Origin of the sequence: Stenotrophomonas nematodicola (assembly GCF_009467805.1) — a bacterium.
Classification (GTDB): Bacteria; Pseudomonadota; Gammaproteobacteria; order Xanthomonadales; family Xanthomonadaceae; genus Stenotrophomonas; species Stenotrophomonas nematodicola.
On the sequence record NZ_WIAY01000002.1, the window covers coordinates 143,656 to 167,823 of the forward strand.

A 24,168-nucleotide genomic window follows, 5' to 3' on the forward strand; every position below is an offset into this window, starting at 1 on the left:
TTACATCTGAAAGGTTAGTCTGATCTATTGTGAAGGCCATCCCATCCACAAGGAGGATATCCCCCATGGCGAAAACCAAGACGCCGGCAAAGAAGACCCAGACCGGTAAGCAGAAGCTGGCAACGGCGGCCCCCTCGGCCCCGAACATCGATATCGGGATCAAGGAAGGCGATCGCAAGAAGATTGCCGATGGGCTGGCGGCCTTCCAGGCGGATGCGTTCACGCTCTACCTGAAGACCCACAATTTCCATTGGAATGTCACCGGGTCGATGTTCAACTCGCTGCACACCATGTTCGAGACCCAGTACACCGAGCAGTGGGCAGCCCTGGACGACGTTGCTGAACGTATCCGTGCACTGGGCTTCAACGCCCCCGGCTCCTACCGCGAGTTCGCGGCCCTGACCTCGATCGCCGAGGAACCGGGCCTGACCGACAGCGCGGACTGGCGTGAAATGGTACGCCAGTTGGTCGCCGCCAACGAGGCCGTGTGCCGCACCGCCCGCAAGGTGCTTGATGTGGCCGCCGACGCCGACGACGCCCCGACCGAGGATCTGATGACCCAGCGCCTGCAGACCCACGAGAAGTACGCCTGGATGCTGCGTTCCTTGCTGCAGTAATCCCGCCGGGGCGTTGCCCCTCCTGTCCCCCCTTGGTCTCAAGGGGGGCTTCGTCCCCGGATGGCGCATCGCCGACGTTCAGATCCAGAGTCGACTGAGCCTCCTCAGGTCGCTCGGCCCTGTAAACTACGTCGATGTCTTCCCGCCCCGCGCACGACCTGCTCAGCCGCATCTTTGGTTACGACGATTTCCGCGGTCCGCAGCAGGCGATCGTCGAACATGTCGCCGCCGGCAATGACGCGCTCGTATTGATGCCCACGGGCGGCGGCAAGTCGCTGTGCTACCAGGTGCCTTCCCTGCTGCGCGACGGCACCGGCATCGTCATCTCACCGCTGATCGCCCTCATGCAGGACCAGGTCGACGCCCTGCGCCAGCTGGGCGTGCGCGCCGAGTACCTCAATTCCACGCTTGACGCGGAAACCGCTGCGCGGGTGGAACGGGAGCTGGTGGCTGGTGAACTGGAGCTGCTGTACGTCGCACCGGAGCGGTTGCTCACCGGCCGCTTCCTGTCCCTGCTGGCGCGCAGCCGGATCGCCCTGTTCGCCATCGACGAGGCCCATTGCGTCTCGCAATGGGGCCATGACTTCCGTCCCGAATACCGCCAGCTGACCGTGCTGCACGAGCGCTGGCCGGACGTGCCGCGCATCGCGCTCACCGCCACCGCCGACCCGCCGACCCAGCGTGAAATCGCCGAGCGGCTGGACCTCACCAACGCCCAGCACTTCGTCAGCTCCTTCGACCGCCCCAACATCCGCTACACGGTCGTCCAGAAGGACAACGCCAAGCGCCAGCTGCTGGACTTCCTCAAGGCGCATCGCGACGCGGCCGGCATCGTCTACTGCATGTCGCGGCGAAAGGTCGAGGAGACCGCCGAGTTCCTGTGCCGCGAGGGTATGAACGCACTGCCTTACCACGCCGGCCTGCCCGCCGAAGTGCGCGCCGCCAACCAGCGCCGCTTCCTGCGCGAGGACGGCATCGTGATGTGCGCCACCATCGCCTTCGGCATGGGCATCGACAAACCCGATGTCCGCTTCGTCGCGCATACCGACCTGCCCAAGTCGATGGAAGGCTACTACCAGGAAACCGGGCGCGCCGGGCGCGACGGTGAACCGGCCGAGGCCTGGCTCTGCTACGGCCTGGGCGATGTGGTGCTGCTCAAGCAGATGATCGAGCAGTCCGAGGCCGGCGAAGAGCGGAAAACACTCGAGCGCGCCAAGCTCGACCACCTGCTCGGCTACTGCGAATCCATGCAGTGCCGCCGCCAGGTTCTGCTGGCCGGCTTCGGCGAAACCTACCCGCAGCCCTGCGGCAACTGCGACAACTGCCTGGTCCCCCCCGATGCCTGGGATGCCAGCGTGGCCGCCCAGAAGGCGCTGAGCTGCGTGTACCGCAGCGGCCAGCGCTTCGGCGTCGGCCACCTGATCGACATCCTGCGCGGTGGTGAGAACGAGAAGATCCGCCAGTTCGGGCATACCGAACTGAGCACCTATGGCATCGGCAAGGATCTGGACGCCCGCACCTGGCGCAGCGTGTTCCGCCAGCTGGTGGCCGCCAGCCTGCTCGAAGTGGACAGCGATGCCTACGGCGGCCTGCGCCTCACCGATGCCAGCCGCGACGTGCTCAAGGGGCGGCGCAAGGTGATGATGCGCCGCGAAAGCCCCGCCGCCGGCCGCGAGCGCGACCGCAGCGGCCAGCGCACCGGCCTGTCCGTGCTGCCGCAGGACCTGGCGCTGTTCAACGCCCTGCGCGGCCTGCGCGCCGAGCTGGCGCGGGAACAGAACGTGCCGGCCTTTGTGATCTTCCACGACAGCACCCTGCGCAACATCGCCGAACAGCGGCCCACCAGCGTCGATGCGCTCGCCCGGGTCGGTGGCATCGGCGGCACCAAGCTGTCGCGTTACGGCGCGCGGCTGGTCGAGATCGTGCGTGAGGAAGGCTGATGGGACCGTACGCGCTGACGGAGTGGGCTCCAGAGTTGAATCCCGCGTTCAGCCACGGATGCGCCGTCGCCGCGTTGGCGGTAAGGTGACGCCCATGACCGCCGGTGGCCTGCTCCTGCGCCTGATCCTGATGCTCAGCCTGTTGCTCAACGGGTTGAACGCCGCCTTGGCCGGGCCGATGGCGCTGGCAATGGCGCACCCGGTGGATGCTGCCGTCACCGCTCCCGCGCCGCCCTGCCACGGCCACGACGCCATGACCGCGCCGCCGCCGTCGGCGGTGCTCGACCACGCCCAGGCACCGCAGCAGGGCGATCCCTGCAAGATCAAGGATTGCCTGCGCACCTGCGCACAGCAACCCAGCCTGGCCGTACAGATCGCCTGGATCGCCACACCGCCCCCGCCCGCGCAGGCACCGCTGCCGCCGATCCGCGCCGGGCTGCCCAGCCTGCCGCTGGACCGCATCACCCGCCCTCCGATCGCCTGATCCCGCGCTCCCCGCGAGCGCCCGACTGACGCGATGCCCCGCGCTGCGTGCGCGGTTGGCGTATCGGCACCTGCGCGTGCCATTGGATCCGATTCGGAGCTGCAATGTCTTTCCCAACCCAACCCGGCCCGGGCACGCTGCCCATGCCGTCGCGCCGCCTGTTCGTCCAGGGGCTGGCCGCCGGAGGCGTCGCCGCCGGCCTGGCCGCCACCGGCCTCAGCCCGCGCGCGTTCGCCGCCGCCGGTCCCGCGCTCGCTGCCGCCCCGCAGGTACTCAGCGGCCAGGCGTTCCAGTTGAGCATCGGCGAGTCGCTCGCCAACTTCACCGGCCGTACCCGCCCGGCAATCACCGTCAACGGCAGCCTGCCGGCGCCCATCCTGCGCTGGCGCGAAGGCGATACCGTCACGGTCCGCGTGGCCAATGCGCTGCAGGGCCACCCCACGTCCATCCATTGGCACGGCATCCTGCTGCCAGCCAACATGGACGGTGTGCCAGGCCTGAGCTTCAACGGCATCGCGCCGGGCGAGGCCTACCAGTACCGGTTCACCCTCAAGCAGTCCGGCACGTACTGGTACCACAGCCATTCGATGTTCCAGGAACAGGCCGGCCTGTACGGCGCACTGATCATCGACCCGCTGCAGCCGGCGCCGTACCGCTACGACCGCGAACACGTGATCATGCTCTCGGACTGGACCGACATGGACCCGGGTGCGCTGTTCCGGCGCATGAAGAAGCTCGCCGAGTACGACAACTACTACAAGCGCACCCTGCCCGACTTCCTGCGCGACGTGCGCCGCGACGGCTGGGCCGCGGCCACCGCCGACCGCGGCATGTGGGGCCGGATGCGGATGACCCCCACCGACATCTCCGACATCAACGCGCATACCTATACCTACCTGCTCAACGGCACCACGCCGGCCGGCAACTGGACCGGGCTGTTCCGCAGTGGCGAGAAGGTGCTGCTGCGTTTCATCAACGGCGGCTCGATGACCTACTTCGATGTGCGCATTCCCGGCCTGAAGATGACCGTGGTCGCCGCCGACGGGCAATACATCCATCCGGTCACCATCGATGAATTCCGCATCGCACCAGCGGAAACCTTCGATGTCATCGTCGAACCCGGCGGCCAGGATGCCTACACCCTGTTCTGCCAGGACATGGGCCGCACCGGTTATGCCGCCGGCACGCTGGCAGTACGCCACGGCCTGCAGGCCCCCATTCCCGCGCGCGACCCACGCCCGCTGCTGACCATGTCCGACATGGGCCACGACATGGGCGGCATGGGCCACGACATGAAGGGCATGGAAGGCGGCTGCGGCGCCAGCATGGGCCACGCCGCGCACGGCGGCAACGACAAGGCGCCGCGCCACGCGCCGAGCGAGACGGGCAATCCGCTGATCGACATGCAGAGCATGGCCACCGAGCCCAAGCTCGACGATCCCGGCATCGGATTGCGCGACAACGGCCGCCAGGTGCTTACCTACGGCGCGATGCGCAGCCTGTTCGACGATCCGGATGGGCGCGATCCCGGCCGCGAGGTCGAGCTGCACCTCACCGGGCACATGGAAAAGTTCAGCTGGTCCTTCGACGGCATTCCCTTCGCCAGCGCGGAACCGCTGCGCCTGAACTACGGCGAGCGCATGCGCATCGTGCTGGTCAACGACACGATGATGCAGCACCCCATCCACCTGCACGGCGTGTGGAGCGACCTGGAAAACGCCGACGGCGACTTCCACCTGCGCAAGCACACCATCGACATGCCTCCCGGCACGCGCCGCACCTACCGCGTGCGCGCGGACGCACTGGGCCGCTGGGCGTACCACTGCCATCTGCTCTACCACATGGAAGCGGGCATGATGCGCGAAGTGAGGATTGAAGAATGAGCACGCTCACCGCTCACGCGCCCCGCCTGCTGACGGCGGCGCTGCTGGCCACCCTGTCAGCGCCCGCCTGGGCGCAGTCGCATGCGCATGCCACCGTGGCGGCGGACACGTCGCCACCCGCCACCGCCGGGACGACCTCCAACCCCGACCATGACGGCATGGACCACACCCGGATGGACCATGCGGCGATGGGTCACGCAGCACCCGCGCCGCGGGAACCGCTGGAGCCGATTCCCGCCGTCACCGAGGCCGATCGCATCGCCGCGTTTCCGCCGATCGACCACGACGCGATGGAACACGCGCCGGAGATCCACAGCATGGTGCTGATCAACCGCCTGGAGCAGTGGGACGGCAAACACGGCAATGGCCAGGCCTGGGAGGCCAGCGGCTGGATCGGCGGCAACATCAACCGCCTCTGGCTGCGCAGTGAAGGCGAACGCAGCGATGGCCGCACCGGATCGTCGGACCTGGAGCTGCTGTACGGCCGCAGCGTGTCGCCGTGGTGGGACGTCCTGGTCGGGGTGAAGCAGGACATCCGTCCTGCCGATTCGCGCACCTGGGCGGCCATCGGCATCCAGGGCCTGGCGCCGTACAAGTTCGAAACCTCCGCCACCGCCTACGTCGGCGAAGGCGGCCAGGTCGCAGCCACGGTCGAAGTGGAATACGAGCTGCTGCTGACCAACCGGTTGATCCTGCAGCCGCTGGTGGAGGCCACGTTCTCGGCCAAGGATGAACCCGAATACGGCACCGGTGCCGGCCTGAACAAGGTCGAGGCCGGCCTGCGCCTGCGCTACGAGTTCAGCCGCCGCTTCGCCCCGTACATCGGCATCAGTCACGAGCGCCTGTTCGGCGACACCGCCGACTATCACGCGGCCGCCGGCGAAGACGCGCGCGACACCCGCTGGGTCGCCGGCGTGCGGGTCTGGTTCTAGGCCAGCATGCATCCCGGGCGCCGCGTGCGCCCGGGGCATGCCCGGGATGCCGTAAGCTGCCGCACCGTTTCCCCATCCGCGCTCCCATGTCCCTGCATATCCGCCGCGCCACCGTGGCCGATGCCGACGCCCTCTCGGCCATCGCCATCGCGACCTACAACGAAACCTTCGGCGATTCGTATCCGCCGGACGATCTTCACGCGTTCCTGCAGGCGCACTACAGCCCGGCACCGCAGCGCCGCGAGCTGGAGGATCCGCACAGCGCGGTGTGGCTGCTGGAAGAGGACGGGCGCGCGGTGGGCTATCTGGCAGCCGGCCCGAACGGATTGCCCCATGCCGATGCGCGCCCGGGCGATATCGAGCTGAAGCGCCTGTATGTGCTGGCACGCCACCAGAGCGGTGGTCATGGCGCGCGCCTGATGGACGCGTTCCTCACCTGGCTGGACCAGCCCGCACGCCGCACCCTGTGGGTGGGCGTGTGGTCGGAAAACCACGGTGCGCAGCGCTTCTATGCGCGCTACGGCTGCGTGCCGGTCGGCCAGTACGACTTCGTGGTCGGCGACAGCCGCGACCTGGAGTTCATACTGCGCCGGCCCTGAGACCGGCGCAGCCGGTCCGGCTCAGAAGTCGAACAGGTCCGACAGGAAGCTCTCCTTCTTCTTCTTGCGATAGCCCTGCTGGTCGCCGTACTGCTGGCCCAGATGACGCGTATCGCGATGCTGCACCGCCGGAGGCGGCGGAGGCGCGGCCGAACGTACCGGTGCCGGCGCGGCGCCGCCCACCGAGCGTTCGATGATCTTGTCCAGTTCGCCACGGTCCAACCAGACGCCACGGCACTGCGGGCAGTAGTCGATCTCGATGCCCTGGCGCTCGGACATCACCAGCGCCTGGGTCTTGCATACGGGGCATTGCATCGTCGCCACTCCATCGATCAAACCCCGACTCTACCCTGCCGTGGCTGAGTCCGGCGCAACGCCGCATGACCAACGGCCCCCCGACCTCTGCCCCATGATTGCGCGTTGCCAGCGCCGCACACTGCGCGCACCACACGCCAAGGAATCCGGCCATGTCCGCCCCCCACCCCGGTCCCCGCTGGCTCAGCGCCAGCCTGATCGTCATCACCCTGCTGGTGTCGATCAACCTGCGTGATCTTGCCGGCTGGGCCGGCGTGCCGATTCCCGGCCTGCCCATTCCCTTCGGCGGCGCCATCGTCGACAACGGACTGGGCGTGCTGCTGGTCCTTGCCGTTGCGGCCTGGCTGCGTCCCGGCCTGCCCCTCCGGCATGCCCTGGGGCTGGGCGGCAGCGGCTGGCAGGGTCCGGCCATCGTGCTGCTGGCCACCTTGCCGTGCTGGCTTGGCCTGTGGTGGCTGGGCGGCATCAGCGCAGAGGCGAGCCTGCTGCCGCTGGTGATGCTCGCACTGCTGTTTCCACTGGCCGAGGAGATCATCTTCCGCGGCTTCGGCTTCCTGTTCGCCCACCGCCATCAGGGCTGGCCCTGGTGGCCAGCGGCTCTGGTACAGGCGGTCATCTTCGGCGCCATCCACTGGTGGTCCTTTGGTGGTGGCGGCGGCATGGCACTACGCGTGTTTGCAATGACGGGCATCGGCGGCGTCGTGTTCGCCGTGCTGTGCCGCCTGGACCGCAACACGCTGTGGAGCGCCGTGGTGCTGCACGTGTCGCTGAACATGGCCTGGAACGTCATGCAGGTAAACGATGCCACCGCCATCGGCTGGCAGGGCAACAGCCTGCGGCTGTCGGCCGCGCTGCTGGCCGTCGCCGGCGTGTATCTGCTGCATCGGCATCGCACCCGCCGGGCCGCCTGCACGACCCGCTAACCTTCGCCGCCCCATACTTGCGCGCCGTTTCCGGCCGACCCCAGGAATTCCGCGTCATGTTGCTGTCCAAGCGCCACGTCATCCCGCGCGTACTGCTGATCGAAGACACCGAAGATACCCGCGAGCTCAGCCGGCTCGCGCTGGAGAGCCAGGCCTGCGAGGTGACGGCGGTGAGCACGGCCGAGGCAGCGCTGGGATTGCTGCGCGCGGGTGAGCGGTTCGACCTGGTGTTTACCGACGTGTGCCTGGGCGAGCTCAACGGAATCGACGCCGCCCACTGCATCCGCACCCATCACCCGGGTCTGCCGGTGCTGGTCACCTCCGGACTCGACCCGGCCGAGGTGACCGGGCGCCTGCGCGAGGGCATCCATTTCCTGCCCAAGCCGTACTCGATGAGCGAGCTGCTCGATGCCATCCGCACCTGTTTCGGTGTCATGGAAACCGGCCGCGCGGCCTGAGCGGCGCAGGCACGCGCCTTCATCCATTTTTCATCCGCGACTGGCATCGTTCGATCCACAGGGCCCGCCCGTGGGCCACGGACACGTGCCATGCAGACCCGTCTTCTCTGGAGTGCCCCCCTGCTGCTGCTCGCCGGCCTCGCCGATGCGCGGGCCGATGATGTCGTCACCTGCGAAAGCCGCGACAACCGGTATCACGCCTGCTCCCTGCCGTACGCCGGCCATGTCAGCCTGGACCGGCAGCTGTCCGGCGCGGACTGCCGCCAAGGCCGCAGCTGGGACTACGACCGCCGCGAGGTGTGGGTGGACGACGGCTGCCGGGCCACCTTCCGCGTGCAGGGAAGCGGCTCGCGCCACGACCGGGACAACGATGACAACCACGACGCCAAGGTGGCCGCCGGCGTGCTGATCGGCGCGGCCATCCTGGGCGCGATGGTCCACAACGCCAACAAGACATCCGACGACCGCTACGACGACACCCGCTACCAGGGCGCCCGGCACACATCGTATGTGCCGTCCTGGATGATCGGGGAGTTCGAGGGCTACAACGCCATGTACGGTACCGATATCCGCATGCGCATCGACGGCGACGGCCGCATGTCCGCGCAGGCGCGCGGCCAGACCCTGTCCGGCTGGGTCAACGGCGGCCGGCTGAATGTCGGCGACAGCGTGTTCGACATCAGCCAGAGCCGCGACGGCTTTGTCACTACGGAGGTGGGCGATCGCCAGAACGAGGTGCGCTACCGACGCGTACGCTGATCCTCGACGCCGTCAGCGGTCCGCCGTGCAGCGCAACGCGGTGCCGTAGAAGTCCAGCGTCGCCTCGCCCTGGTGTTCCCAGAACGCCACGCCTTCGCGGCCGTAGCGGCTGCCGCTGGCGCTTTCGATCGGGAACACGATGGCCTGGTCGGTGCCCAGGGTCACGATCGCCGCTGCCGGGTCGATGTCGTTGTAGAACACGACCTTCAGCGGTTTGTCGGCATCGTCGCAGCGATAGGTGCCGGTTGCGCTCGCGGGGACGCCGCCGCCGCTGACGGTCAACTCCACAAGACGCGTCTGGTAGGCCTCGCGCAGACATTGGCGCGGGTCCACGGCGCGGGTGCACGCATCGCGCCCCTTGATCCAGCCCCGCTGCTCGGCCGCGATATCCACTTCGTCCGGCGCGGTCTGCGCGCGCTTGTACCGTGCAGCCAACTGACGGTCCAGTGCGGCCAGTCCCTCATCGGTACACACCCACTTCTCCGCGTCGGAGGTGGCCCTGGTGCAATCGAACGACGGGGAGGACGTGGCCGTATCCGACGGTGCTGCCGGCAGTGGGACCGGAGCAGTGCGCGCGGCAGGCGCGGGCGTGGCGGACGCAGGGTCGGCCGGTTCGGGACTGCGCGAGCAGCCCGCCACAACCAGCGCCACGGCAACGGAAAGGACGATACGGTTCATGCAACCTCCAGCGGTACGACAACGGACAGGCACGTATTCTGCGCGCACCGGCGCGCAACGGGTATCGCCCGCAGTATCGCCACCTCCGCGTTGAGGGCAGGTGCACGCCGCTGCGCGTACGGCGCGCGGACGGTAGGATGTAGCCCTCTTGCAAGAAGGACCCTGCATGTCGACCGCCAGCACTTCCCCCGCGCCTTCCTCTGCGTCCGCCTCCGCGTCTTCTGCCAGGACACCGCCGCCAAGCCGGCGCGCGCGCGTGGCATGGCTGGTCCTGCTGTTGTCATGGCTGAGTTTCCTGCTGCCGTGGGGCTGGGCCGGGTTGTTGCTGGGGATCGCGCTCGGCCTTTGCGGCGGCGTGCTCGCCATCGCGACGATGTTCAAGGGCGGCGTGCTGCTCGGGCTGTTCCAGCTGCTGCTGTCGCTGCTGGCATCGCCGGTGGTACTGCTTGTCGGCATGGTGTACTTCAGCGGCCTGATCGACGATGAGCAGCTCGACGCGCGCGACCAGCACCACTACGAGCGCCAGCACGAACACGACAGCACTGACACGCTGATTGACGTGATCGACCTGTTCATCTGAATGGTTCCACGCACGGGAACGGGCACTAACCCTACCCTCATGTGCGTGCGACCGCTGCGTAACGGCACCCGGTCCAGTATGGCTCCTGCGACATCACGTCGTATTGGAGTAACACCATGTCCACCATGCAGAACAACGAAAACAACGTCCAGAAGAATGCCGCTGCCCAGACCGACCAGCAGAAGGAGCAGGAGCGCAAGGACGCGTTGGCCAAGCAGCAGAAGCAGCAGCAGGACAACAAAGACAGCACACGTTCGCCGCAGCAGAAGTAACAGCGGCGGCGTTGCATAGATTCGGTGGGGCTGCGCGTCCGCGCAGCCTCACGGGTGTAAGGGGTTGCAACGGCGCGGGGACTCAGCTCGATACATGCAGCGTTTCCCAGCGCAATGGCCGGGCGGCCAGGTTGCCTTCCTGTTCCATCGACAACCACGCGCTGCCGGCGACCGACGCGTTGATCACGTCAAGCACGCCGGGTGCCAGGCGGAGGCCATCGCCAACCGCCACCAGCATCGTGCGACGGTGGAACAGTACGCCGTCTTCCAGCAGACACCCCTCGCCCAGACGCAGGCGCCTGCCCGTCGAATCCTTCAGTACGATCATCATTGACCCACTCCGTGGCGGGCACGCCTTGCGTGCCGCTGGTACTGTTGCATGAGAGGTCCGACGCTTCCTCAGGGATCGCGCGCGCGCATGGTGTCCAGCCGCCCGCGCATGTCGTCGTGGCACAGGCGTGTGTCGCGCAGCATCGCGTCCAGCGTCCCGCACGTGTCCTCACCAAGGTCACCGTGGCGTACCGCCGCTTCCATGACCCGGATCAGCCGGGCCTCGCTGGCTTGGCCTTCGCTCAGATACTGGATGCCGGCATCGCCCAGCACCGTACCCAGCCACCCGAAATACCCGCGCACATGGCCGATGATCGTGCCGTGTCGGACTGGCCGGCCGCCTTCCCTGCGTACCAGTCCACTCACGCGGTCCACTACCCTGGCGCTCGACTCCGCCATGCGCATCAGCAGCGCGCTCAGGTCCGGGTCACTGTCCTGCATGTCCGCTACGCCGCGCGCATACAGGTCGTGCCCGTCACGGGCCACGCCGATGATCTGGTTGAGCGCGCGGACGCGCGGGCCGGTGTTGATGGTCTTCATGGCACCGCTCCGTGGGATCGTCGATCCCGACTTCAGGGGTACGGCCTGATCATGCGCGCGGTTGCGGAACGGGGGTGTGAGGGCGCTGTTGTTTGCTAGCATCGTGCAGGTTCCATGCAGACACCGGCGCAACGGCGCGCCGCACCCGCGGAGATCACGGATGACACCACGCACGCTACGGATGGCGCTCACCGGCGCACTGCTCGGGGTGCTGGCAACGGCACCTGTCCACGCCGCCACCGAGGTGGACCGCGCCGCCTGGCGCGCCGATCTGGCCGCGCTGACGCAGACGCTGCAGGACGACTACGCCCACCTGGCCTGGATGGCGTCGCCGCAGAGCGGTGTGGACCTGCCGGCCCTGGCACGTGCCGCCACCCGCGCACTGGACGAGGCGCACGACGATGCCGAAGCGGAACAGGCACTGCGCACGTTCCTGGCCGGTTTCCATGATGGGCATCTGGCCCTGCTCGACCGCCAATCAACCGATGCACCCGGGCCGATGCCCACCGCGGTGGACCCGCGCGCCCTCGACGCGGCCACCGGCTGCGCGGTGCTGGGCGTGATCGAAGAAGGCCGCCAGGACTACAGCCTGCCGCTGCAGACGCTGCCGGCGTACCACGCCGACGGCGGCAGCGCCGACCCGGCCCTGCGCAGCGGCGTGATCACCCTTGCCCACGGAGGCAGCGTCGGCCTGCTGCGCCTGCACGAGTTCGATGCGCTGCGCTATCCCGGCCTGTGCCATCGGCTGTGGCCGCAGCTGCGCCACGCCGATGGGGTGCGCACGATGCGGGCCACGCTGCAGGAGGCCTGGGTCGCGGAGATCGCCGCCACGCTGCGTCGTTTCCGGCAGCAGGCGGTGGACGCGGTGCTGGTGGACGTCGGCACCAACCCCGGTGGCGACGACAGCGGCGATACCCTCGCCCGCCTGTTCACCGATCAGCCGGTGCGCTCGGCCACGTTGCAGATGAGCGCGTCCGGCACCGGCGTCGACTATCTGCAGGAACAGTTCGAGCGACTCGACGACGCGCTGACCCGCCACCACCCCGATGCCCGCGCCCGCCCGATGCTGACGCAGCAGCGCACGGCGTTTGCGGCCGCGCTGCGTGCCGCACAGTCCCCTGCCTGCGACCTGTCGTGGGTCTGGCAGACCCAACAGGACTGGTCGGCGCAGCGCTGCCGGCGCCTCGTCGCGGCAGGGACGTCTGGCGGCCCGCTGGCCGACCCGGCCGTGGATCGGCTCGACGACTTCCTCATCGCCCACCGCCTGGACTGGGCGCAGGACGTGCGTGCGCACCGCGGTGCCTGGCACGGCCCGGTCTATCTGCTGATCGACGGCAAAACCTCGTCCTCGGCGGAGATGTTCGCGGCCCGCTTGCAGGACAACGGCATCGCGCGTGTTGTCGGCACCCGCAGCGGCGGCTACGGCTGCGGGTTCATGAGCGCGGAGTCACCCGCCGAACTGCCCAACAGCCATCTGCGCGTGCGCATTCCCAACTGTGTGCGGCTGCGTGCCGATGGCAGCGACGAGGTCGCCGGCATCGTGCCGGATCTTGCGGTGGGCGCGCGTGCCGGGGAGTCGGCACGCGCCCGTGCGCAACGGGTGCTCGACGTGATCGATCTCGATCTGGCGCGATACTGACGGGATCGCGTTCACGCCGGCTGATCGCGGTGTGACCGGCGGTCGCGTTGAGCGGGAGCTCATCGCGTGTTCTTCAGATCTGCGCGTCCTGCGTGGCGCCATGCCCGGTCGTCGCGTCGTACTCGACATCGCGCGCCTTGAATTCCTGGATCACGGCCTTGCCGATCTCATCCAGCGTGGCGGTCAGTGCCGCGCAGGTGGGACTGCGCTTGACCGCCGCCGTACGACGTTCGATCTCGGCCGCCGCCAGCGCACCGGTCTCCACGTGGCCATCCTCATGCAGGCGCAGCGCGCGGCTGTACCGCTCCCAATCACTGCGCAGCGCCGGTGACACGCGATCCACATCCACCCAGCGCGGCAACTGCATGGTGGTGCTGCGCTGGACGGTGAATCCGGTCAGCCGGCAGCCACCGCGATCGGTGCTGTAGTTGTAGCGCCACTGCAGGTTCCAGCGCACCTGGCCGTGGTGGCGTTCGCCATCGTCATCCACCGGTCCGAGGGTGCGCAGCGACTCGCGCAGTTGCTCGAGCGTGGTTCCCTGCACGTCGTAGTACTCGATCGTCAGCCCGGCGTCCGGCTCTGCCTGCACGGTTGCGATGCCCAGCGCGGCAAGCAGCAGAGCGCCCCCGGCTGCGCGGCGCCACCCGGCCGCGATCCCGCTGCGTGCAGCAGCTGCTCCGTTGGTTGCCGCCGCCGTGGTGTGCGTTCCCTGCATCATGCGCTGTCCCTGCCTTCAATGAAGCAGAAAGAGTGCGTGAAATGCTGGCGGGCCGCAACGTGGCGCAACGAAAAAAGGCGCCCTCGCAGGCGCCTTCGTTCATCGATGCAGTGGTGGGCCGTGATGGATTCGAACCATCGACCAAAAGATTAAAAGTCTTCTGCTCTACCGACTGAGCTAACGGCCCATTGCATGCCCCGACATCGCTGCCGGGGGTGCGCATTCTAACCTATCTTGGCGCGCAGGCGTACCCGTGTGGCGATCAGGCGTAACGGGTGGGATCGGCCACGCCCGCATCGGCGAAGCCCTGCGCGCGCAGGCGGCAGGCATCGCAGTGGCCACAGGCCGCGCCGCTGTCGTCGGCGTTGTAGCAGGACACGGTCAGGCCGAAGTCCACGCCCAGGCGCACGCCTTCACGCACGATGTCGGCCTTGCTCAGGAACTGCAGCGGGGCGTGGACCTGGATGCCCGCCCCTTCCACGCCGGCCTTGGTGGCCAGGTTGGCCAGAGTCTGGAAGGCCGCGATGAATTCGGGGCGGCAGTCCGGGTAGCCGGAGTAGTCCACGGCGTTGACGCCGCAGAAGATGTCGTTGGCGCCCAGCACTTCGGCCCAGCCCAGGGCGACGGACAGCATGATGGTGTTGCGCGCCGGCACGTAGGTGACGGGGATGCCCTCGCCGCCCGCCTCGGGCACGTCGATATCGTCGGTCAGCGCCGAACCGCCGATGCTGCGCAGGTCGACGTTGACGGTCTTGTGGGCGACGGCGCCGAGCGCCGTGGCCACCGCGGCGGCGGCATCGAGTTCGGAGGTGTGGCGCTGGCCGTAGCGCACGCTCAGCGCATGGACGGCGAAACCCTGCTCACGGGCGATGGCGACGACGGCGGCCGAATCCATGCCGCCGGACAGGAGGACAACTGCATTCTTCATGGGGGTGTTTCCGGTAGGTTGCGGGAAAGCCAGCACGCTGTCCCGCGCCGGAATGAATCAGTAAGAGCGGCCGGGCCCGCCCGGCAGCCGGTCATCGCCCGGGCGCGTCGTCCCAGAGGAGCTTGTGAAGCTGCATCTGGAAGCGCACCGGCAGGCGGTCCTCGACGATCCAGTCGGCCAGTTCGCGCGGGCTCAGCTGGCTCTTGCTCGGCGAGAACAGCACCATGCTGCGCTCGTTGAGCCGGTGCCCGGCGACCATGTCGCGTGCCCACTCGTAGTCCTCGCGGCTGCACAGCACGAACTTGATCTGGTCGCGGCGGGTCAGCAGCGGCAGGTTCTCCAGCCGGTTGCGGGCCATTTCACCCGAGCCGGGGGTCTTGAGGTCAACCACGCGCGAGACGCGCGGGTCCACCGCGCTGACGTCCAGCGCACCGGAGGTTTCCAGCGAGACATCCAGGCCGGCATCGCAGAGCTTTTCAAGCAGCACCAGGCAGCGCTTCTGCGCCAGCGGCTCGCCGCCGGTCACGCAGACGTGGTGGACGCCCTGCGCCACCACCTCGGCCACGATCGCATCGATGTCCCACCAGGTGCCGCCGTGGAATGCGTACGCGGTGTCGCAGTAGGTGCACCTGAGCGGGCAACCGGTCAGCCGGACGAACACGGTCGGCCAGCCGGCGGTATCGGCTTCGCCCTGCAACGAGGTGAAGATCTCGGTGATCTTCAGGCGCGGCAGGGGCGATTGCACGATCTCGCTGGGGAGCGCGGCGGCGGCGGACAGGGATGCGGTCATGAGGTGTTCTGGGACTACGGCTGCGGAAACGACGACGGCCGGGCATGGCCCGGCCCTACAGGTGACGACCGCGCTGGTGGTCGCCCAACAGCCAAGTATACCGGCCTGGGCCGGCGGGGTCTCAGCGGATCTGCTGGCCCAGCCGGATCGACTGGAGGCGGTCCTGCGCGGTGCGCGCGGCATCCGAGCCCGGGTAGGTGCTGACGACCTGCTCCAGGGTGGCCTGGGCGGCGTCGGTTTTGCCTTCGCCATACTGCGACAGGCCGATCTTGAGCATGCCACCGGACGCCTTGTCGTGGGTCGGGTAGCGCGAGACGAGGTCGCGGAACTGCGCCTCGGCCAGCGGGAAATTACGGGTGGCGTAGTAGCTCTCGCCCAGCCAGTACAAGGCATTGGGGGTATACACGCCGTTGGGGTACAGCTCCAGGAAGCTCAGGAAGAGCTGCGCGGAATCGTCGTACTTGCCAGCCTTGAGGGCGTCGAAGGCGACGTTGTAGGCGGTGCGTTCGTCGCCGCTGGCCGACAGGCTGCCAGGATCGCCGTGCACGGAAGGCGGCCGCTCGGAAGCGGCCGTTGCCGGTTTCGGGGGGGCCACGGGGGCCTTGGCAGCAGGCGCGGCAGGCAGGGCCGGCGGAGTGCCGCCTTCCAGCCGGTTCAGCCGCCCGTCCAGATCCAGATACTGGTCCTGGCTGGTCTGCTTGAGCTGGGCGTTCTCGTGCTGCAACTGCTCCACCTGCGACTGCAGCGCCTGCACCTGCGTGCGGAGCTGATTGAGCTGGTTGAGCATGTCCGTGTTGGACTGGTTGTTGAGCACCTGCTGCTCAAGCGACCCCACGCGGTCGGCCAGACTCTGACGTTGCGCGTAGGCCGGTGCGGCAGCCACGAGGGCTGCCGCAACGATCATCGATATGAATCGAAGGCGCATCTATTACTGAGCGGTGTAGACGATTTCGACGCGACGGTTCTGCGACCAGCAGGACTCGTTGGTCTCGGTGCAGACCGGACGCTCTTCACCGTAGGACACGACGGTCAGCTGCGACGCCGAGCCACCGTTGGCCTGCAGCGCCGAGGAGACGCCATTGCCACGACGCTCGCCCAGGGCCTGGTTGTAGGCACGCGAACCGCGCTCGTCGGCGTGGCCCTGCAGGGTGATGCGCGAGGACGGACGGTCACGCAGGTACTTGGCGTGGCAGGCCATGATGGCCTGGAACTCCGGCTTCAGGCTGTCCTGGTCCAGATCGAAGTACACCACGCGCTGGCGCAGGCAGGAATCGGTATCCAGATCGCCCGGACCGTACAGGCCCGAGGTCGACGGACCGGTCGGCTGGGTGGTCGAGGTGCCGGTATCGACCGGAGCTTCCGGCGCTTCCTTCACCTTCTTGGAGCAACCGGCCAGGACGGCCACGGACAACAGGGAGACAAGCAGAACACGGGTGGACTTGTTCATGGCGATACCTTTGAGGCTCCTAAAGCCGGATGAGGGATGAATACGGCGAATCTTAACACTCTGTTAGCGCTTTGTACGGTATGGCGACCACGACGGCTCGCGGACGTCACCGTCGGCCAGAACCAGCCGCTGGCGCACGCGCGCATCGGCCGACACGGCATACAACACACCTCGGCCACCCTCACGGGCGGCATACAACACCATGCTTGCGTTGGGCGCAAAGCTCGGCGATTCGTCCAGCGACCCCGGCGACAGCGTGCTCCAGCGCGCCGAGCCCAGGCTGCTGTCCATCAGCGCGATCTTGTAGGTATTGCCGCTGCCCTGGGCCACCACCAGCTTCTTGCCGTCGTAGGACAGGCTCGGGGTGGCGTTGTAGTTGCCCTGGAAGGTCACGCGCGAGGCGCTGCCGCCGCTGGCCGGGACCTGGTAGATCTGCGGGCGGCCGCCACGGTCGGAGGTGAAGTAGACGCTGCTGCCATCCGGGCTCCAGGTCGGCTCGGTGTCGATGGCGAAGTGGTTGGTCAACTGGGTCAGCTGCTTGCTGCCCAGGTCCATCACGTAGATTTCCGGGTTGCCGCTGCGCGACAGCGACAGGGCCAGGCGACGCCCGTCCGGGGAGAACGAGGGGGCGCTGTTGATGCCGCGGAAGCTGGTGACCAGTTCACGGGCGCCGGTGGCGATGTTCTGGATGTAGATGGCCGAATTGCCGCGCTCGAAGCTGACATAGGCCAGCCGGCTGCCGTCCGGGCTCCAGGTCGGCGAGAGCAGCGGCTCGGCCGAACGCACGATGGTCTGCGGGTTGAAGCCGTCCGAGTCGGCCACCATCAGGGCGTAACGCATGGCATCGCCCTTGCCGCTGGCGGTGACATAGGCGATGCGGGTCCAGAAGGCGCCGCGGACACCGGTGATCTTCTCGTAGATGGCATCGGCCATCTGGTGGGCGACATCGCGCATGGCGGTGCCGCGGGCGGTCATCGCCAGGCCGAGCAGGCGCTCGCCCTTGGGCACGTCATACAGCTCGTACTCGACGCGGTAGGCGCCGGCGCCGGCGTCCATGACGCGGCCGACCACGATGTAGTTCTGCTTCAGCGCGCGCCAGGTGGGGAACTGGATCTCGCTGCCGCGGGTCGGCTTCTCGACGATCTGCGCGTCAGGCAGGGTGCTGAACTGGCCGGAACGGTCCAGGTCGGCGCGGACCACGGCAGCGACATCGGTGGCCGGTGCGGCGGCGGAGCCCTGGTAGGGCATCGGCACCACCGTGATCGGCGTGGCCGAGACACGGCCGCCGATGATGTCGATTTCAAGGCCCTTCTGCTGCGCCAGGGCAGCAAACGGGAGCAACAGGGCCGCGCACGCGACCAGTAAACGAGACATCATCTTCATGGAATGCTCAGTCGGGAAACCACAACGAGGGATAACAGAACCGGGTTGAACGGTTTCGCAATCATGAACCAACCACACGTGAAATCCGAGTGTCGAACCGGGGCGCTCTCACATCGCGTTAACGATACGGGCGCCCCAGGCACTCATTCCGGCCGGAAGTTCAGGGTGAGTTCGCGCGCGAAAACGGTTTCGAAGCCGCGGTAGGGCAACGGCTGGGCGTTCAGCACGGCCGCCTCCAGCGAGCGTTTGGCGCCGTCATCGTACGGGCATGGCGGCACCACGGTCGCCGACATCACCCGGCCACCCGGCAACTGCACGATCGCGATACGGCAGCCCTGCCCCGGCGACACGCTCGGCGGACGGATCCAGGTCTCGGTGACCTTGGCCTGGATGGCGGCGGCGTATTTGGCCCGCAGGTCGTCACTGGTACCACCCGCACCGGCTGCCGGCTGGGCAGCCCCGGTAGCGCCGGCGGTCGAGGCGGCCGCGCTGGCCGCGCGCGCGGCGGTGACCTGGCGCAGCTTCTGCTCGGCCAGCTTGGCTTCCTTCTCGGCCTGCGCACGCTTGGCGCGGATCTCGGCCAGCTTCCTGTCGCGCTCGGCGTCGGCCTTGGCGTCATTGGCCTTCTGCTCCTGCTCGGCCAGCTTCTTCTTCCGGTCGGCCTCTTCCTGCTGCTTTGCCAGCCGCAGCTTCTGCTCGGCCTGCTCCTGCCGCTTGCGCTCGGTCAGGTCGATCTGTTCCTGGCGGCGCTTGGCCTCCTGCTCCTGCCTGGCCTTCTCGGCCGACACCGCCAGGGCGTTGACCGCTTCCTGGTCGATCTTGTCCGGCTGGGCCACGCGCTCCTGGGCCTGTTGCTGCTGCGGGGTCGGCGCGTCCTGCGGACGCGGCTCGGGCAGCGGCTGCGGCGGCGGCACGGTGTCTTCGGGAATGGGCTCGGGCTGGGCAACCGGCTCGGGCAGCGCAGGCAGCGATTCGGAGGCGCGCAGCGCCTGCCGTGCAGCGGAGGCCTCGGCGGCCGACAACTGCAGGCTGGCCTCGATCGCCGGGTCGCCGGCGGCAGCCTCGGTGCTGCGCTGGGGCGACCACAGCCAGGCGGCGATGAACACCAGCGCCAGCAGCAGGTGCACGGCCAACGCCAGCGCGATCGGCAGACCCCACTTTTCCTCGGGCTGGCGCTGCGGTGGCAGGGCTTCAGCGTGCATCGGTCGCCAGACCCACCTTTTCGACATTGGCGCGCCTGATCACGTCCATCGCCGCAACGACCTTTTCATAGGCCACGGCGCGGTCGGCGGCGACGATCACGCGCAGGTTTTTGTCCTGCGCCGACAGGGCGCCGAGGCGCGCCTGCAGTTCGGCCGCCTCCATCACGGCCGGCTCCTTGGCGTCAGGCAGCTTCAGCGTGAGCTGGCCGTCCAGGCGCACCGAGACCACGACCGGGTCCTGCTTGCTCTCCAGGGCCTTGGCCTGGGAGTTGGGCAGGTCCACATCGAAGCTCAGGGTGAGCAGCGGCGCGGTGACCATGAAGATGATGAGCAGCACCAGCATCACGTCGATGTAGGGCACGACGTTGATTTCGGATTTGAGCTTTCGGCGCTTGCGGCGGCCAATGGCAGCGGTCATGGCAGGGTCCTTGGTGCTGGGCGCTTACTCGTCGCCCGCGGTCTGGCGCTGCAGGATCGAGCTGAACTCTTCTGCGAAGGTTTCGAAGCGGACCGACAGGCGCTCCACGCGGGTGGTGAAGCGGTTGTAGGCCCACACTGCCGGGATCGCCACGAACAGGCCGATGGCCGTGGCGAACAGGGCTTCGGAGATGCCCGGCGCGACCGAGGCGATACCGGCCTGCTCGCCACTGTTGATCATGTCGTGCATGGTCACCATGATGCCGAACACCGTACCGACCAGGCCCACGTACGGGGCGGTGGACCCGATGTTGGCGAGCAGCTCCAGGCTGCGCTCCATCTGGTCCACTTCACGGGTGTAGGTGGTCCGCATGGCGCGCTGGGCGCCTTCGAGCTGGGCGCGGCCGTCCAGCCGGCGCTTGTCGCGCAGGCGGGTGAACTCGCGGAAGCCGGCTTCGAAGATGGCCTCCAGACCCCCCACCTTGCGGTTGCGGTCGGTGGCAGCGCTGTACAGCTTGCCCAGGTCAGCACCGGACCAGAAACGGCTTTCGAACTCATCGGCTTCGCGGTTGGCGGCGTTGAACACGCGCGCCTTGCGGAAGATGATCACCCAGCTGATGAACGAGCCGGCCAGCAGCAGCAGCACGATGATCTTCACCGGGATGCTGGCCTTGACCATCAGGTCCAGGTAATTGATGCCACCGCCATGCGCGGCTTGCGCGACGGTCTGCGACGCGGCGCTGGTGACTTCCTGCGGCAGCGCCTCGACCACCGTGGCCTGCAGGGCCAGGAGCATTGCGATCATCCGTTGTTCCTCAGTGTGCGGATTCTGGAAATTCGTGGTGTTTCAGCACCGCATGGAATGCATCGTCCATGCCGCGCGGTTTGAATGTGGTGGCGTCCAGTGCCGCGATCTTCACCTGCGCGGTCAGCAGCGTTTCATCGCCGCGACACACCGCCTGGTGGAACACCAGGCTGGCGCGCTTGCACTGCACCAGCGTGGCGGTCACGGCCAGCGCATCGTCCAGTCGCGCCGGCCTCAGGAAATCCATGCTCATCGAGCGGACCGCGAACACCAGGCCGTGGTCGGTGCGCGTACGCTCCTGCCCAAAGCCCAGTGCCCGCATCCATTCAGTGCGCGCCCTCTCCATGAAGGCGACATAGCGGGCGTGGTAGACCACACCGCCAGCATCGGTATCTTCCCAGTAAATGCGTGTCGGCCAACTGAACCCGGGGCTAACCGACATCAGGCACCTCCGCGAACAGGTCGGCGGGGGGGTTCTTCGGCTTCAGGCCCATGTGCCGGTAAGCCTTGTGCGTGCACATGCGGCCGCGCGCGGTACGGATCAGGAAGCCCTGCTGGATCAGGTAGGGCTCGACCACGTCTTCCAGGGTGCCACGCTCTTCGGACAGGGCCGCTGCCAGCGACTCGATGCCCACCGGACCACCGTCGAAGTAGTCGACCATCGTCCTGAGCAGGCGCCGGTCGAGGTCGTCGAACCCTTCCGGGTCCACTTTCAGCATCTGCATGGCGGCCTGGGCCACGGCCTGGTCGATATGGCCGGCGGCCTTGACCTGGGCGTAGTCGCGCACCCGCCGCAACAGCCGGTTGGCGATGCGCGGGGTGCCGCGCGAACGCCGCGCGATCTCGGCTGCGCCTTCGGCGGTGCAGTCGATGTTGAGGATGGCGGCCGAGCGGCGCACGATCCGGGTCAGTTCCTCAGGCGTGTAGAACTCCAGCCGGTGGACGATGCCGAAGCGGTCGCGCAGCGGCGCGGTCAGCAGGCCGGCCCGCGTGGTGGCCCCGATCAGGGTGAACGGTGGCAGGTCGATCTTGATCGAGCGGGCCGCAGGGCCTTCACCGATCATGATGTCGATCTGGAAATCCTCCATCGCCGGGTACAGCACTTCCTCGACCACGGGCGACAGGCGGTGGATCTCGTCGATGAACAGCACATCGTGCGGCTGCAGGTTGGTCAGCAGCGCCGCCAGATCACCGGCCTTTTCGATCACCGGCCCCGACGTCACCCGCAGCGCCACGCCCAGTTCGTTGGCGATCACGTGGCTCAGGGTGGTCTTGCCCAGCCCGGGCGGGCCGAAGATCAGCACGTGGTCGAGCGCATCGCCACGCCCCTTGGCCGCGTCGATGTAGATCGACAGCTGCTCGCGCACAGGCGCCTGGCCGAGGTAGTCGGCCATGCGCTTGGGGCGGATGCTGGCGTCGGTGGTGTCATCCTCGCGGGTGGCACCGGCACCGATGATGCGGTCGTCAGTCATGGTGCAATTATGCGGCAAAAGGAGCGCGATCCGCGCCCGGGCAATGCCGGCCGCGGGCCGGCTCCTGACCGGGCCGGCACTCCCCGGGGCAGCGGGTTGCGCGCTGCCGCGTCAGATCTCCACCTGGGCGCCCAGTTCGACCAGCCGGTTGCCCGGAATCCGGAAGAACCCGGTCGCGGGCGCGGCGTTGCGATGCATCAGCGCGAACAGCTTGTCGCGCCAGATCGGCATGCCGCGGTTGGCCGTGGCCACGATGGTTTCGCGGCTGGCAAAGAAGGTGGTGTCCATCGGATCGAAGTAGATCCCGCCGTGGTCGCACGAGCGCATCAGCGCCAGCGGCACGTCCGGGGTCTCCATGAAACCGAAGCGCACGTAGATGCGGTAGAACTCGTCACCCACCGACTCGATCTTCAGACGCTGGCCTTCCGGCGCGTACGGCACCGGCAGGGTGACCACGTGCAGGAACACGTTGCGCTCGTGCAGCACCTTGTTGTGCTTGAGGTTGTGCATCAGCGCATGCGGCGCCACCGACGGGTCGGCGGTCAGGAACACGGCCGTGCCCGGCACGCGTACCGGCGGGGCCAGCATCAGCCCGGGCAGGAAGGTGTCGATGCGGATGCCGTCCTTGCGGATCTCATCGCGCAGCAGCTCGCGGCCACGCCGCCAGGTGCGCATCATCGTGAACAGCACGATGCCGAGCACCACCGGGAACCAGGCGCCCTGCAGCAGCTTGGCGCCGTTGGCGATCACAAAGCCGAGGTCGATGACGAAGAACACCGCGCACAGCGGGATGATCCAGTAGCGCGAGGTCGGCCACAGCGCGCGGGCGACCAGCGCCAGCAGCAGCGTATCGATGAGCATCGTGGCCGACACCGAGATGCCGTAGGCCACGGCCAGGTTGGAGGAGCTGCGGAACGCCAGCACCAGGCCGATCACCATCACCGCGATGCCCCAGTTGATGCCCGGGATGTAGATCTGGCCGATGGTGTCGTGCGAGGTATGGGTAATGCGCATGCGCGGGATGTACCCCAGCTGCATGGCCTGGCGCGAGACCGAGAACGCACCGGTGATCACCGACTGCGAGGCGATCACCGCCGCCATCGTGGCCAGGATGATCATCGGGTACAGCGCCCACTCCGGCACGGCCTCGAAGAAGGGGTTTTTCACCGCTTCGGGGTTGTTGAGCACCAGCGCGCCCTGTCCCAGGTAGTTCAGCACCAGGCACGGCAGCACGAAGAAGTACCACGCATGGCGGATCGGCTTGGCGCCGAAGTGCCCCATGTCGGCGTACAGCGCCTCGCCACCGGTCACCGCCAGCACCACCGCGCCGAGGATGAACACCCCATGCCAGCCGTGCTCCATGAAGAAGCGCAGCGCCCACATCGGGTTGAAGGCCTTGAGCACTTCCGGGGAATCGATGATGTTCCAGATGCCGATCGCGGCCAGCGAGATGAACCAGATCGAGGTGATCGGCCCGAACAGTTTGCCGATCCGCGCGGTACCGAAACGCTGCACCCCGAACACGGCAAGCAGCACCACCACGGTGATCGGGACGATGAAGGCATGCAGGCCGGGCGCGGCCACCTCCAGGCCTTCGACCGCACCGAGCACGGAAATGGCCGGGGTGATCACGCCATCGCCGAAGAACAGCGAAGCGCCGAAGATGCCGAGGATGCCCACCACGTAGGCCGAGCGTGAACCGTGGCGCAGGGTGCGCTGGGTCAACGCCATCAGGGCCATGATGCCGCCCTCGCCGTCGTTGTCGGCCCGCATGATGATGGTCACGTACTTGAGCGTGACCACGATATTGAGCGCCCAGAACGCCAGCGACAGCACACCCAGCACGGTGTCATGGTCGCTGTTGAGCCCGTAGTGCGGCGAGAACGCTTCTTTCAGCGTGTACAGCGGGCTGGTGCCGATGTCGCCGAACACCACGCCGATGGCGCCGATCATCAGGGCCAGGCCGCCGGCCGCCGGCGCGTGGCCCTGCGGGGCCTGGCCGTTGCTGTGCTGGGGGGTGGTCGTGGACATGGGGCTCCGGTGCGGACGTCAGGCGT

Annotated in this window: 28 protein-coding genes and 1 tRNA gene; 12 read left to right on the forward strand and 17 right to left on the reverse strand. The window is 67.9% G+C overall.

Features of this window, described 5'->3' with window-relative positions; genetic code table 11:
- The first annotated feature begins 65 nt into the window (after positions 1–65).
- The 6 genes from GDJ08_RS08170 to GDJ08_RS08195 all read left to right on the forward strand — a co-directional run bounded on the left by GDJ08_RS08170 (position 66) and on the right by GDJ08_RS08195 (position 6,455).
- The gene (locus GDJ08_RS08170) at positions 66–617 is read left to right on the forward strand and encodes a Dps family protein (RefSeq protein ID WP_017356669.1); all 552 of its coding nucleotides are present in this window, start codon (positions 66–68) and stop codon (positions 615–617) included.
- Between the two features lie 134 nt (positions 618–751).
- The gene (recQ, locus tag GDJ08_RS08175; protein WP_136003051.1) at positions 752–2,557 is read left to right on the forward strand and encodes a DNA helicase RecQ; all 1,806 of its coding nucleotides are present in this window, start codon (positions 752–754) and stop codon (positions 2,555–2,557) included.
- 94 nt (positions 2,558–2,651) lie between these two features.
- Positions 2,652–3,041 carry a CopL family metal-binding regulatory protein gene (locus GDJ08_RS08180; RefSeq protein ID WP_165699779.1) on the forward strand — a complete coding sequence of 130 codons (390 nt, stop codon included), beginning with the start codon at positions 2,652–2,654 and terminating at the stop codon, positions 3,039–3,041.
- Between the two features lie 104 nt (positions 3,042–3,145).
- On the forward strand, positions 3,146–4,924 hold the full coding sequence (locus GDJ08_RS08185) for a copper resistance system multicopper oxidase (protein ID WP_136003049.1): 1,779 nt from the start codon (positions 3,146–3,148) through the stop codon (positions 4,922–4,924).
- Positions 4,921–5,856, forward strand: a complete 936-nt coding sequence (locus tag GDJ08_RS08190; protein WP_153164670.1) for a copper resistance protein B — start codon at positions 4,921–4,923, stop codon at positions 5,854–5,856. Before GDJ08_RS08185 ends, GDJ08_RS08190 begins: the two co-directional genes overlap by 4 nt.
- 86 nt (positions 5,857–5,942) lie before the next feature.
- Entirely contained in the window at positions 5,943–6,455 is a 513-nt protein-coding gene (locus tag GDJ08_RS08195) for a GNAT family N-acetyltransferase (protein WP_153164671.1), read from the forward strand.
- A gap of 21 nt (positions 6,456–6,476) precedes the next feature.
- On the opposite strand, the gene GDJ08_RS08200 is transcribed toward GDJ08_RS08195, so the two are convergent.
- Entirely contained in the window at positions 6,477–6,770 is a 294-nt protein-coding gene (locus GDJ08_RS08200) for a TFIIB-type zinc ribbon-containing protein (protein ID WP_153164672.1), read from the reverse strand.
- A 152-nt stretch (positions 6,771–6,922) separates the two neighbouring features.
- Here GDJ08_RS08200 and GDJ08_RS08205 point away from each other — a divergent pair, with 152 nt between their 5' ends.
- The 3 genes from GDJ08_RS08205 (at position 6,923) to GDJ08_RS08215 (ending at position 8,910) form a co-directional block, all read left to right on the forward strand.
- Entirely contained in the window at positions 6,923–7,693 is a 771-nt protein-coding gene (locus tag GDJ08_RS08205) for a CPBP family intramembrane glutamic endopeptidase (RefSeq protein ID WP_017356997.1), read from the forward strand.
- Positions 7,694–7,749: 56 nt separating this feature from the next.
- Complete coding sequence (locus GDJ08_RS08210) at positions 7,750–8,151, forward strand: response regulator (RefSeq protein WP_017356998.1); 402 nt, start codon at positions 7,750–7,752, stop codon at positions 8,149–8,151.
- 90 nt (positions 8,152–8,241) lie between these two features.
- Positions 8,242–8,910 carry a DUF3011 domain-containing protein gene (locus GDJ08_RS08215; RefSeq protein WP_017356999.1) on the forward strand — a complete coding sequence of 223 codons (669 nt, stop codon included), beginning with the start codon at positions 8,242–8,244 and terminating at the stop codon, positions 8,908–8,910.
- Positions 8,911–8,922: 12 nt separating this feature from the next.
- On the opposite strand, the gene GDJ08_RS08220 is transcribed toward GDJ08_RS08215, so the two are convergent.
- A complete protein-coding gene (locus GDJ08_RS08220) occupies positions 8,923–9,588 on the reverse strand; it encodes an MliC family protein (protein ID WP_153164673.1) in 666 nt (221 codons plus the stop codon).
- A gap of 256 nt (positions 9,589–9,844) precedes the next feature.
- Between GDJ08_RS08220 and GDJ08_RS08225 the strand changes: the two genes are divergently transcribed.
- Both GDJ08_RS08225 and GDJ08_RS08230 read left to right on the forward strand, forming a co-directional pair.
- Positions 9,845–10,168, forward strand: coding sequence for a hypothetical protein (locus tag GDJ08_RS08225; protein ID WP_136003043.1), 324 nt, complete (start codon positions 9,845–9,847; stop codon positions 10,166–10,168).
- Positions 10,169–10,284: 116 nt separating this feature from the next.
- Positions 10,285–10,440, forward strand: a complete 156-nt coding sequence (locus GDJ08_RS08230) for a hypothetical protein (protein WP_153164674.1) — start codon at positions 10,285–10,287, stop codon at positions 10,438–10,440.
- A gap of 82 nt (positions 10,441–10,522) precedes the next feature.
- Here GDJ08_RS08230 and GDJ08_RS08235 read toward each other — a convergent pair whose 3' ends face one another.
- Together GDJ08_RS08235 and GDJ08_RS08240 are read right to left on the reverse strand one after the other, a co-directional pair.
- The gene (locus GDJ08_RS08235) at positions 10,523–10,771 is read right to left on the reverse strand and encodes a hypothetical protein (RefSeq protein WP_017357003.1); all 249 of its coding nucleotides are present in this window, start codon (positions 10,769–10,771) and stop codon (positions 10,523–10,525) included.
- A 68-nt stretch (positions 10,772–10,839) separates the two neighbouring features.
- Positions 10,840–11,310, reverse strand: coding sequence for a PA2169 family four-helix-bundle protein (locus GDJ08_RS08240; RefSeq protein WP_165699780.1), 471 nt, complete (start codon positions 11,308–11,310; stop codon positions 10,840–10,842).
- Positions 11,311–11,470: 160 nt separating this feature from the next.
- On the opposite strand from GDJ08_RS08240, the gene GDJ08_RS08245 reads away from it, so the two are divergent.
- Positions 11,471–12,949 carry a S41 family peptidase gene (locus GDJ08_RS08245; protein WP_153164676.1) on the forward strand — a complete coding sequence of 493 codons (1,479 nt, stop codon included), beginning with the start codon at positions 11,471–11,473 and terminating at the stop codon, positions 12,947–12,949.
- 73 nt (positions 12,950–13,022) lie between these two features.
- Here the strand turns inward: GDJ08_RS08245 and GDJ08_RS08250 are convergent, their stop codons facing one another.
- From GDJ08_RS08250 to GDJ08_RS08310, 13 genes are all read right to left on the reverse strand, one after another.
- Complete coding sequence (locus GDJ08_RS08250; protein ID WP_153164677.1) at positions 13,023–13,667, reverse strand: DUF922 domain-containing Zn-dependent protease; 645 nt, start codon at positions 13,665–13,667, stop codon at positions 13,023–13,025.
- Between the two features lie 111 nt (positions 13,668–13,778).
- A tRNA-Lys gene (locus tag GDJ08_RS08255) sits at positions 13,779–13,854 on the reverse strand.
- Positions 13,855–13,929: 75 nt separating this feature from the next.
- Entirely contained in the window at positions 13,930–14,595 is a 666-nt protein-coding gene (gene queC, locus GDJ08_RS08260; RefSeq protein ID WP_017357007.1) for a 7-cyano-7-deazaguanine synthase QueC, read from the reverse strand.
- A 91-nt stretch (positions 14,596–14,686) separates the two neighbouring features.
- On the reverse strand, positions 14,687–15,385 hold the full coding sequence (gene queE / locus GDJ08_RS08265; protein ID WP_136003038.1) for a 7-carboxy-7-deazaguanine synthase QueE: 699 nt from the start codon (positions 15,383–15,385) through the stop codon (positions 14,687–14,689).
- Between the two features lie 121 nt (positions 15,386–15,506).
- Entirely contained in the window at positions 15,507–16,310 is an 804-nt protein-coding gene (ybgF, locus tag GDJ08_RS08270) for a tol-pal system protein YbgF (protein WP_136003037.1), read from the reverse strand.
- A gap of 3 nt (positions 16,311–16,313) precedes the next feature.
- The gene (pal, locus tag GDJ08_RS08275) at positions 16,314–16,832 is read right to left on the reverse strand and encodes a peptidoglycan-associated lipoprotein Pal (RefSeq protein WP_017357010.1); all 519 of its coding nucleotides are present in this window, start codon (positions 16,830–16,832) and stop codon (positions 16,314–16,316) included.
- Positions 16,833–16,895: 63 nt separating this feature from the next.
- Positions 16,896–18,215, reverse strand: coding sequence for a Tol-Pal system beta propeller repeat protein TolB (gene tolB, locus GDJ08_RS08280; protein WP_017357011.1), 1,320 nt, complete (start codon positions 18,213–18,215; stop codon positions 16,896–16,898).
- A gap of 143 nt (positions 18,216–18,358) precedes the next feature.
- The gene (gene tolA / locus GDJ08_RS08285; protein ID WP_136003036.1) at positions 18,359–19,417 is read right to left on the reverse strand and encodes a cell envelope integrity protein TolA; all 1,059 of its coding nucleotides are present in this window, start codon (positions 19,415–19,417) and stop codon (positions 18,359–18,361) included.
- Positions 19,407–19,835, reverse strand: coding sequence for a protein TolR (gene tolR, locus GDJ08_RS08290; RefSeq protein ID WP_153164678.1), 429 nt, complete (start codon positions 19,833–19,835; stop codon positions 19,407–19,409). Before tolR ends, tolA begins: the two co-directional genes overlap by 11 nt.
- 24 nt (positions 19,836–19,859) lie before the next feature.
- A complete protein-coding gene (gene tolQ / locus GDJ08_RS08295; RefSeq protein ID WP_017354678.1) occupies positions 19,860–20,639 on the reverse strand; it encodes a protein TolQ in 780 nt (259 codons plus the stop codon).
- A gap of 10 nt (positions 20,640–20,649) precedes the next feature.
- Positions 20,650–21,081 carry a tol-pal system-associated acyl-CoA thioesterase gene (gene ybgC, locus GDJ08_RS08300; RefSeq protein WP_017354677.1) on the reverse strand — a complete coding sequence of 144 codons (432 nt, stop codon included), beginning with the start codon at positions 21,079–21,081 and terminating at the stop codon, positions 20,650–20,652.
- On the reverse strand, positions 21,071–22,111 hold the full coding sequence (ruvB, locus tag GDJ08_RS08305; protein WP_136003035.1) for a Holliday junction branch migration DNA helicase RuvB: 1,041 nt from the start codon (positions 22,109–22,111) through the stop codon (positions 21,071–21,073). The genes ybgC and ruvB overlap by 11 nt, the downstream gene beginning before the upstream one ends.
- A gap of 111 nt (positions 22,112–22,222) precedes the next feature.
- Positions 22,223–24,142, reverse strand: a complete 1,920-nt coding sequence (locus GDJ08_RS08310) for a potassium transporter Kup (RefSeq protein WP_153164679.1) — start codon at positions 24,140–24,142, stop codon at positions 22,223–22,225.
- Between the last annotated feature and the right edge of the window lie 26 nt (positions 24,143–24,168).

Bases quoted from the DNA above. Each gene is read 5' to 3' on its own strand.
- ruvB (WP_136003035.1), bottom strand. From the start codon at position 22,111: ATGACTGACGACCGCATCATCGGTGCCGGTGCCACCCGCGAGGATGAC.
- queE (WP_136003038.1), bottom strand. From the start codon at position 15,385: ATGACCGCATCCCTGTCCGCCGCCGCCGCGCTCCCCAGCGAGATCGTG.
- GDJ08_RS08200 (WP_153164672.1), bottom strand. From the start codon at position 6,770: ATGCAATGCCCCGTATGCAAGACCCAGGCGCTGGTGATGTCCGAGCGC.
- tolQ (WP_017354678.1), bottom strand. From the start codon at position 20,639: ATGATCGCAATGCTCCTGGCCCTGCAGGCCACGGTGGTCGAGGCGCTG.
- GDJ08_RS08215 (WP_017356999.1), top strand. From the start codon at position 8,242: ATGCAGACCCGTCTTCTCTGGAGTGCCCCCCTGCTGCTGCTCGCCGGC.
- tolB (WP_017357011.1), bottom strand. From the start codon at position 18,215: ATGAAGATGATGTCTCGTTTACTGGTCGCGTGCGCGGCCCTGTTGCTC.
- recQ (WP_136003051.1), top strand. From the start codon at position 752: ATGTCTTCCCGCCCCGCGCACGACCTGCTCAGCCGCATCTTTGGTTAC.
- ybgF (WP_136003037.1), bottom strand. From the start codon at position 16,310: ATGCGCCTTCGATTCATATCGATGATCGTTGCGGCAGCCCTCGTGGCT.
- GDJ08_RS08250 (WP_153164677.1), bottom strand. From the start codon at position 13,667: ATGATGCAGGGAACGCACACCACGGCGGCGGCAACCAACGGAGCAGCT.
- GDJ08_RS08220 (WP_153164673.1), bottom strand. From the start codon at position 9,588: ATGAACCGTATCGTCCTTTCCGTTGCCGTGGCGCTGGTTGTGGCGGGC.
- GDJ08_RS08195 (WP_153164671.1), top strand. From the start codon at position 5,943: ATGTCCCTGCATATCCGCCGCGCCACCGTGGCCGATGCCGACGCCCTC.
- GDJ08_RS08170 (WP_017356669.1), top strand. From the start codon at position 66: ATGGCGAAAACCAAGACGCCGGCAAAGAAGACCCAGACCGGTAAGCAG.
- GDJ08_RS08205 (WP_017356997.1), top strand. From the start codon at position 6,923: ATGTCCGCCCCCCACCCCGGTCCCCGCTGGCTCAGCGCCAGCCTGATC.
- GDJ08_RS08310 (WP_153164679.1), bottom strand. From the start codon at position 24,142: ATGTCCACGACCACCCCCCAGCACAGCAACGGCCAGGCCCCGCAGGGC.
- ybgC (WP_017354677.1), bottom strand. From the start codon at position 21,081: ATGTCGGTTAGCCCCGGGTTCAGTTGGCCGACACGCATTTACTGGGAA.
- GDJ08_RS08230 (WP_153164674.1), top strand. From the start codon at position 10,285: ATGTCCACCATGCAGAACAACGAAAACAACGTCCAGAAGAATGCCGCT.
- GDJ08_RS08235 (WP_017357003.1), bottom strand. From the start codon at position 10,771: ATGATGATCGTACTGAAGGATTCGACGGGCAGGCGCCTGCGTCTGGGC.
- queC (WP_017357007.1), bottom strand. From the start codon at position 14,595: ATGAAGAATGCAGTTGTCCTCCTGTCCGGCGGCATGGATTCGGCCGCC.
- tolR (WP_153164678.1), bottom strand. From the start codon at position 19,835: ATGACCGCTGCCATTGGCCGCCGCAAGCGCCGAAAGCTCAAATCCGAA.
- GDJ08_RS08180 (WP_165699779.1), top strand. From the start codon at position 2,652: ATGACCGCCGGTGGCCTGCTCCTGCGCCTGATCCTGATGCTCAGCCTG.
- GDJ08_RS08185 (WP_136003049.1), top strand. From the start codon at position 3,146: ATGTCTTTCCCAACCCAACCCGGCCCGGGCACGCTGCCCATGCCGTCG.
- pal (WP_017357010.1), bottom strand. From the start codon at position 16,832: ATGAACAAGTCCACCCGTGTTCTGCTTGTCTCCCTGTTGTCCGTGGCC.
- GDJ08_RS08210 (WP_017356998.1), top strand. From the start codon at position 7,750: ATGTTGCTGTCCAAGCGCCACGTCATCCCGCGCGTACTGCTGATCGAA.
- tolA (WP_136003036.1), bottom strand. From the start codon at position 19,417: ATGCACGCTGAAGCCCTGCCACCGCAGCGCCAGCCCGAGGAAAAGTGG.
- GDJ08_RS08245 (WP_153164676.1), top strand. From the start codon at position 11,471: ATGACACCACGCACGCTACGGATGGCGCTCACCGGCGCACTGCTCGGG.
- GDJ08_RS08240 (WP_165699780.1), bottom strand. From the start codon at position 11,310: ATGAAGACCATCAACACCGGCCCGCGCGTCCGCGCGCTCAACCAGATC.
- GDJ08_RS08190 (WP_153164670.1), top strand. From the start codon at position 4,921: ATGAGCACGCTCACCGCTCACGCGCCCCGCCTGCTGACGGCGGCGCTG.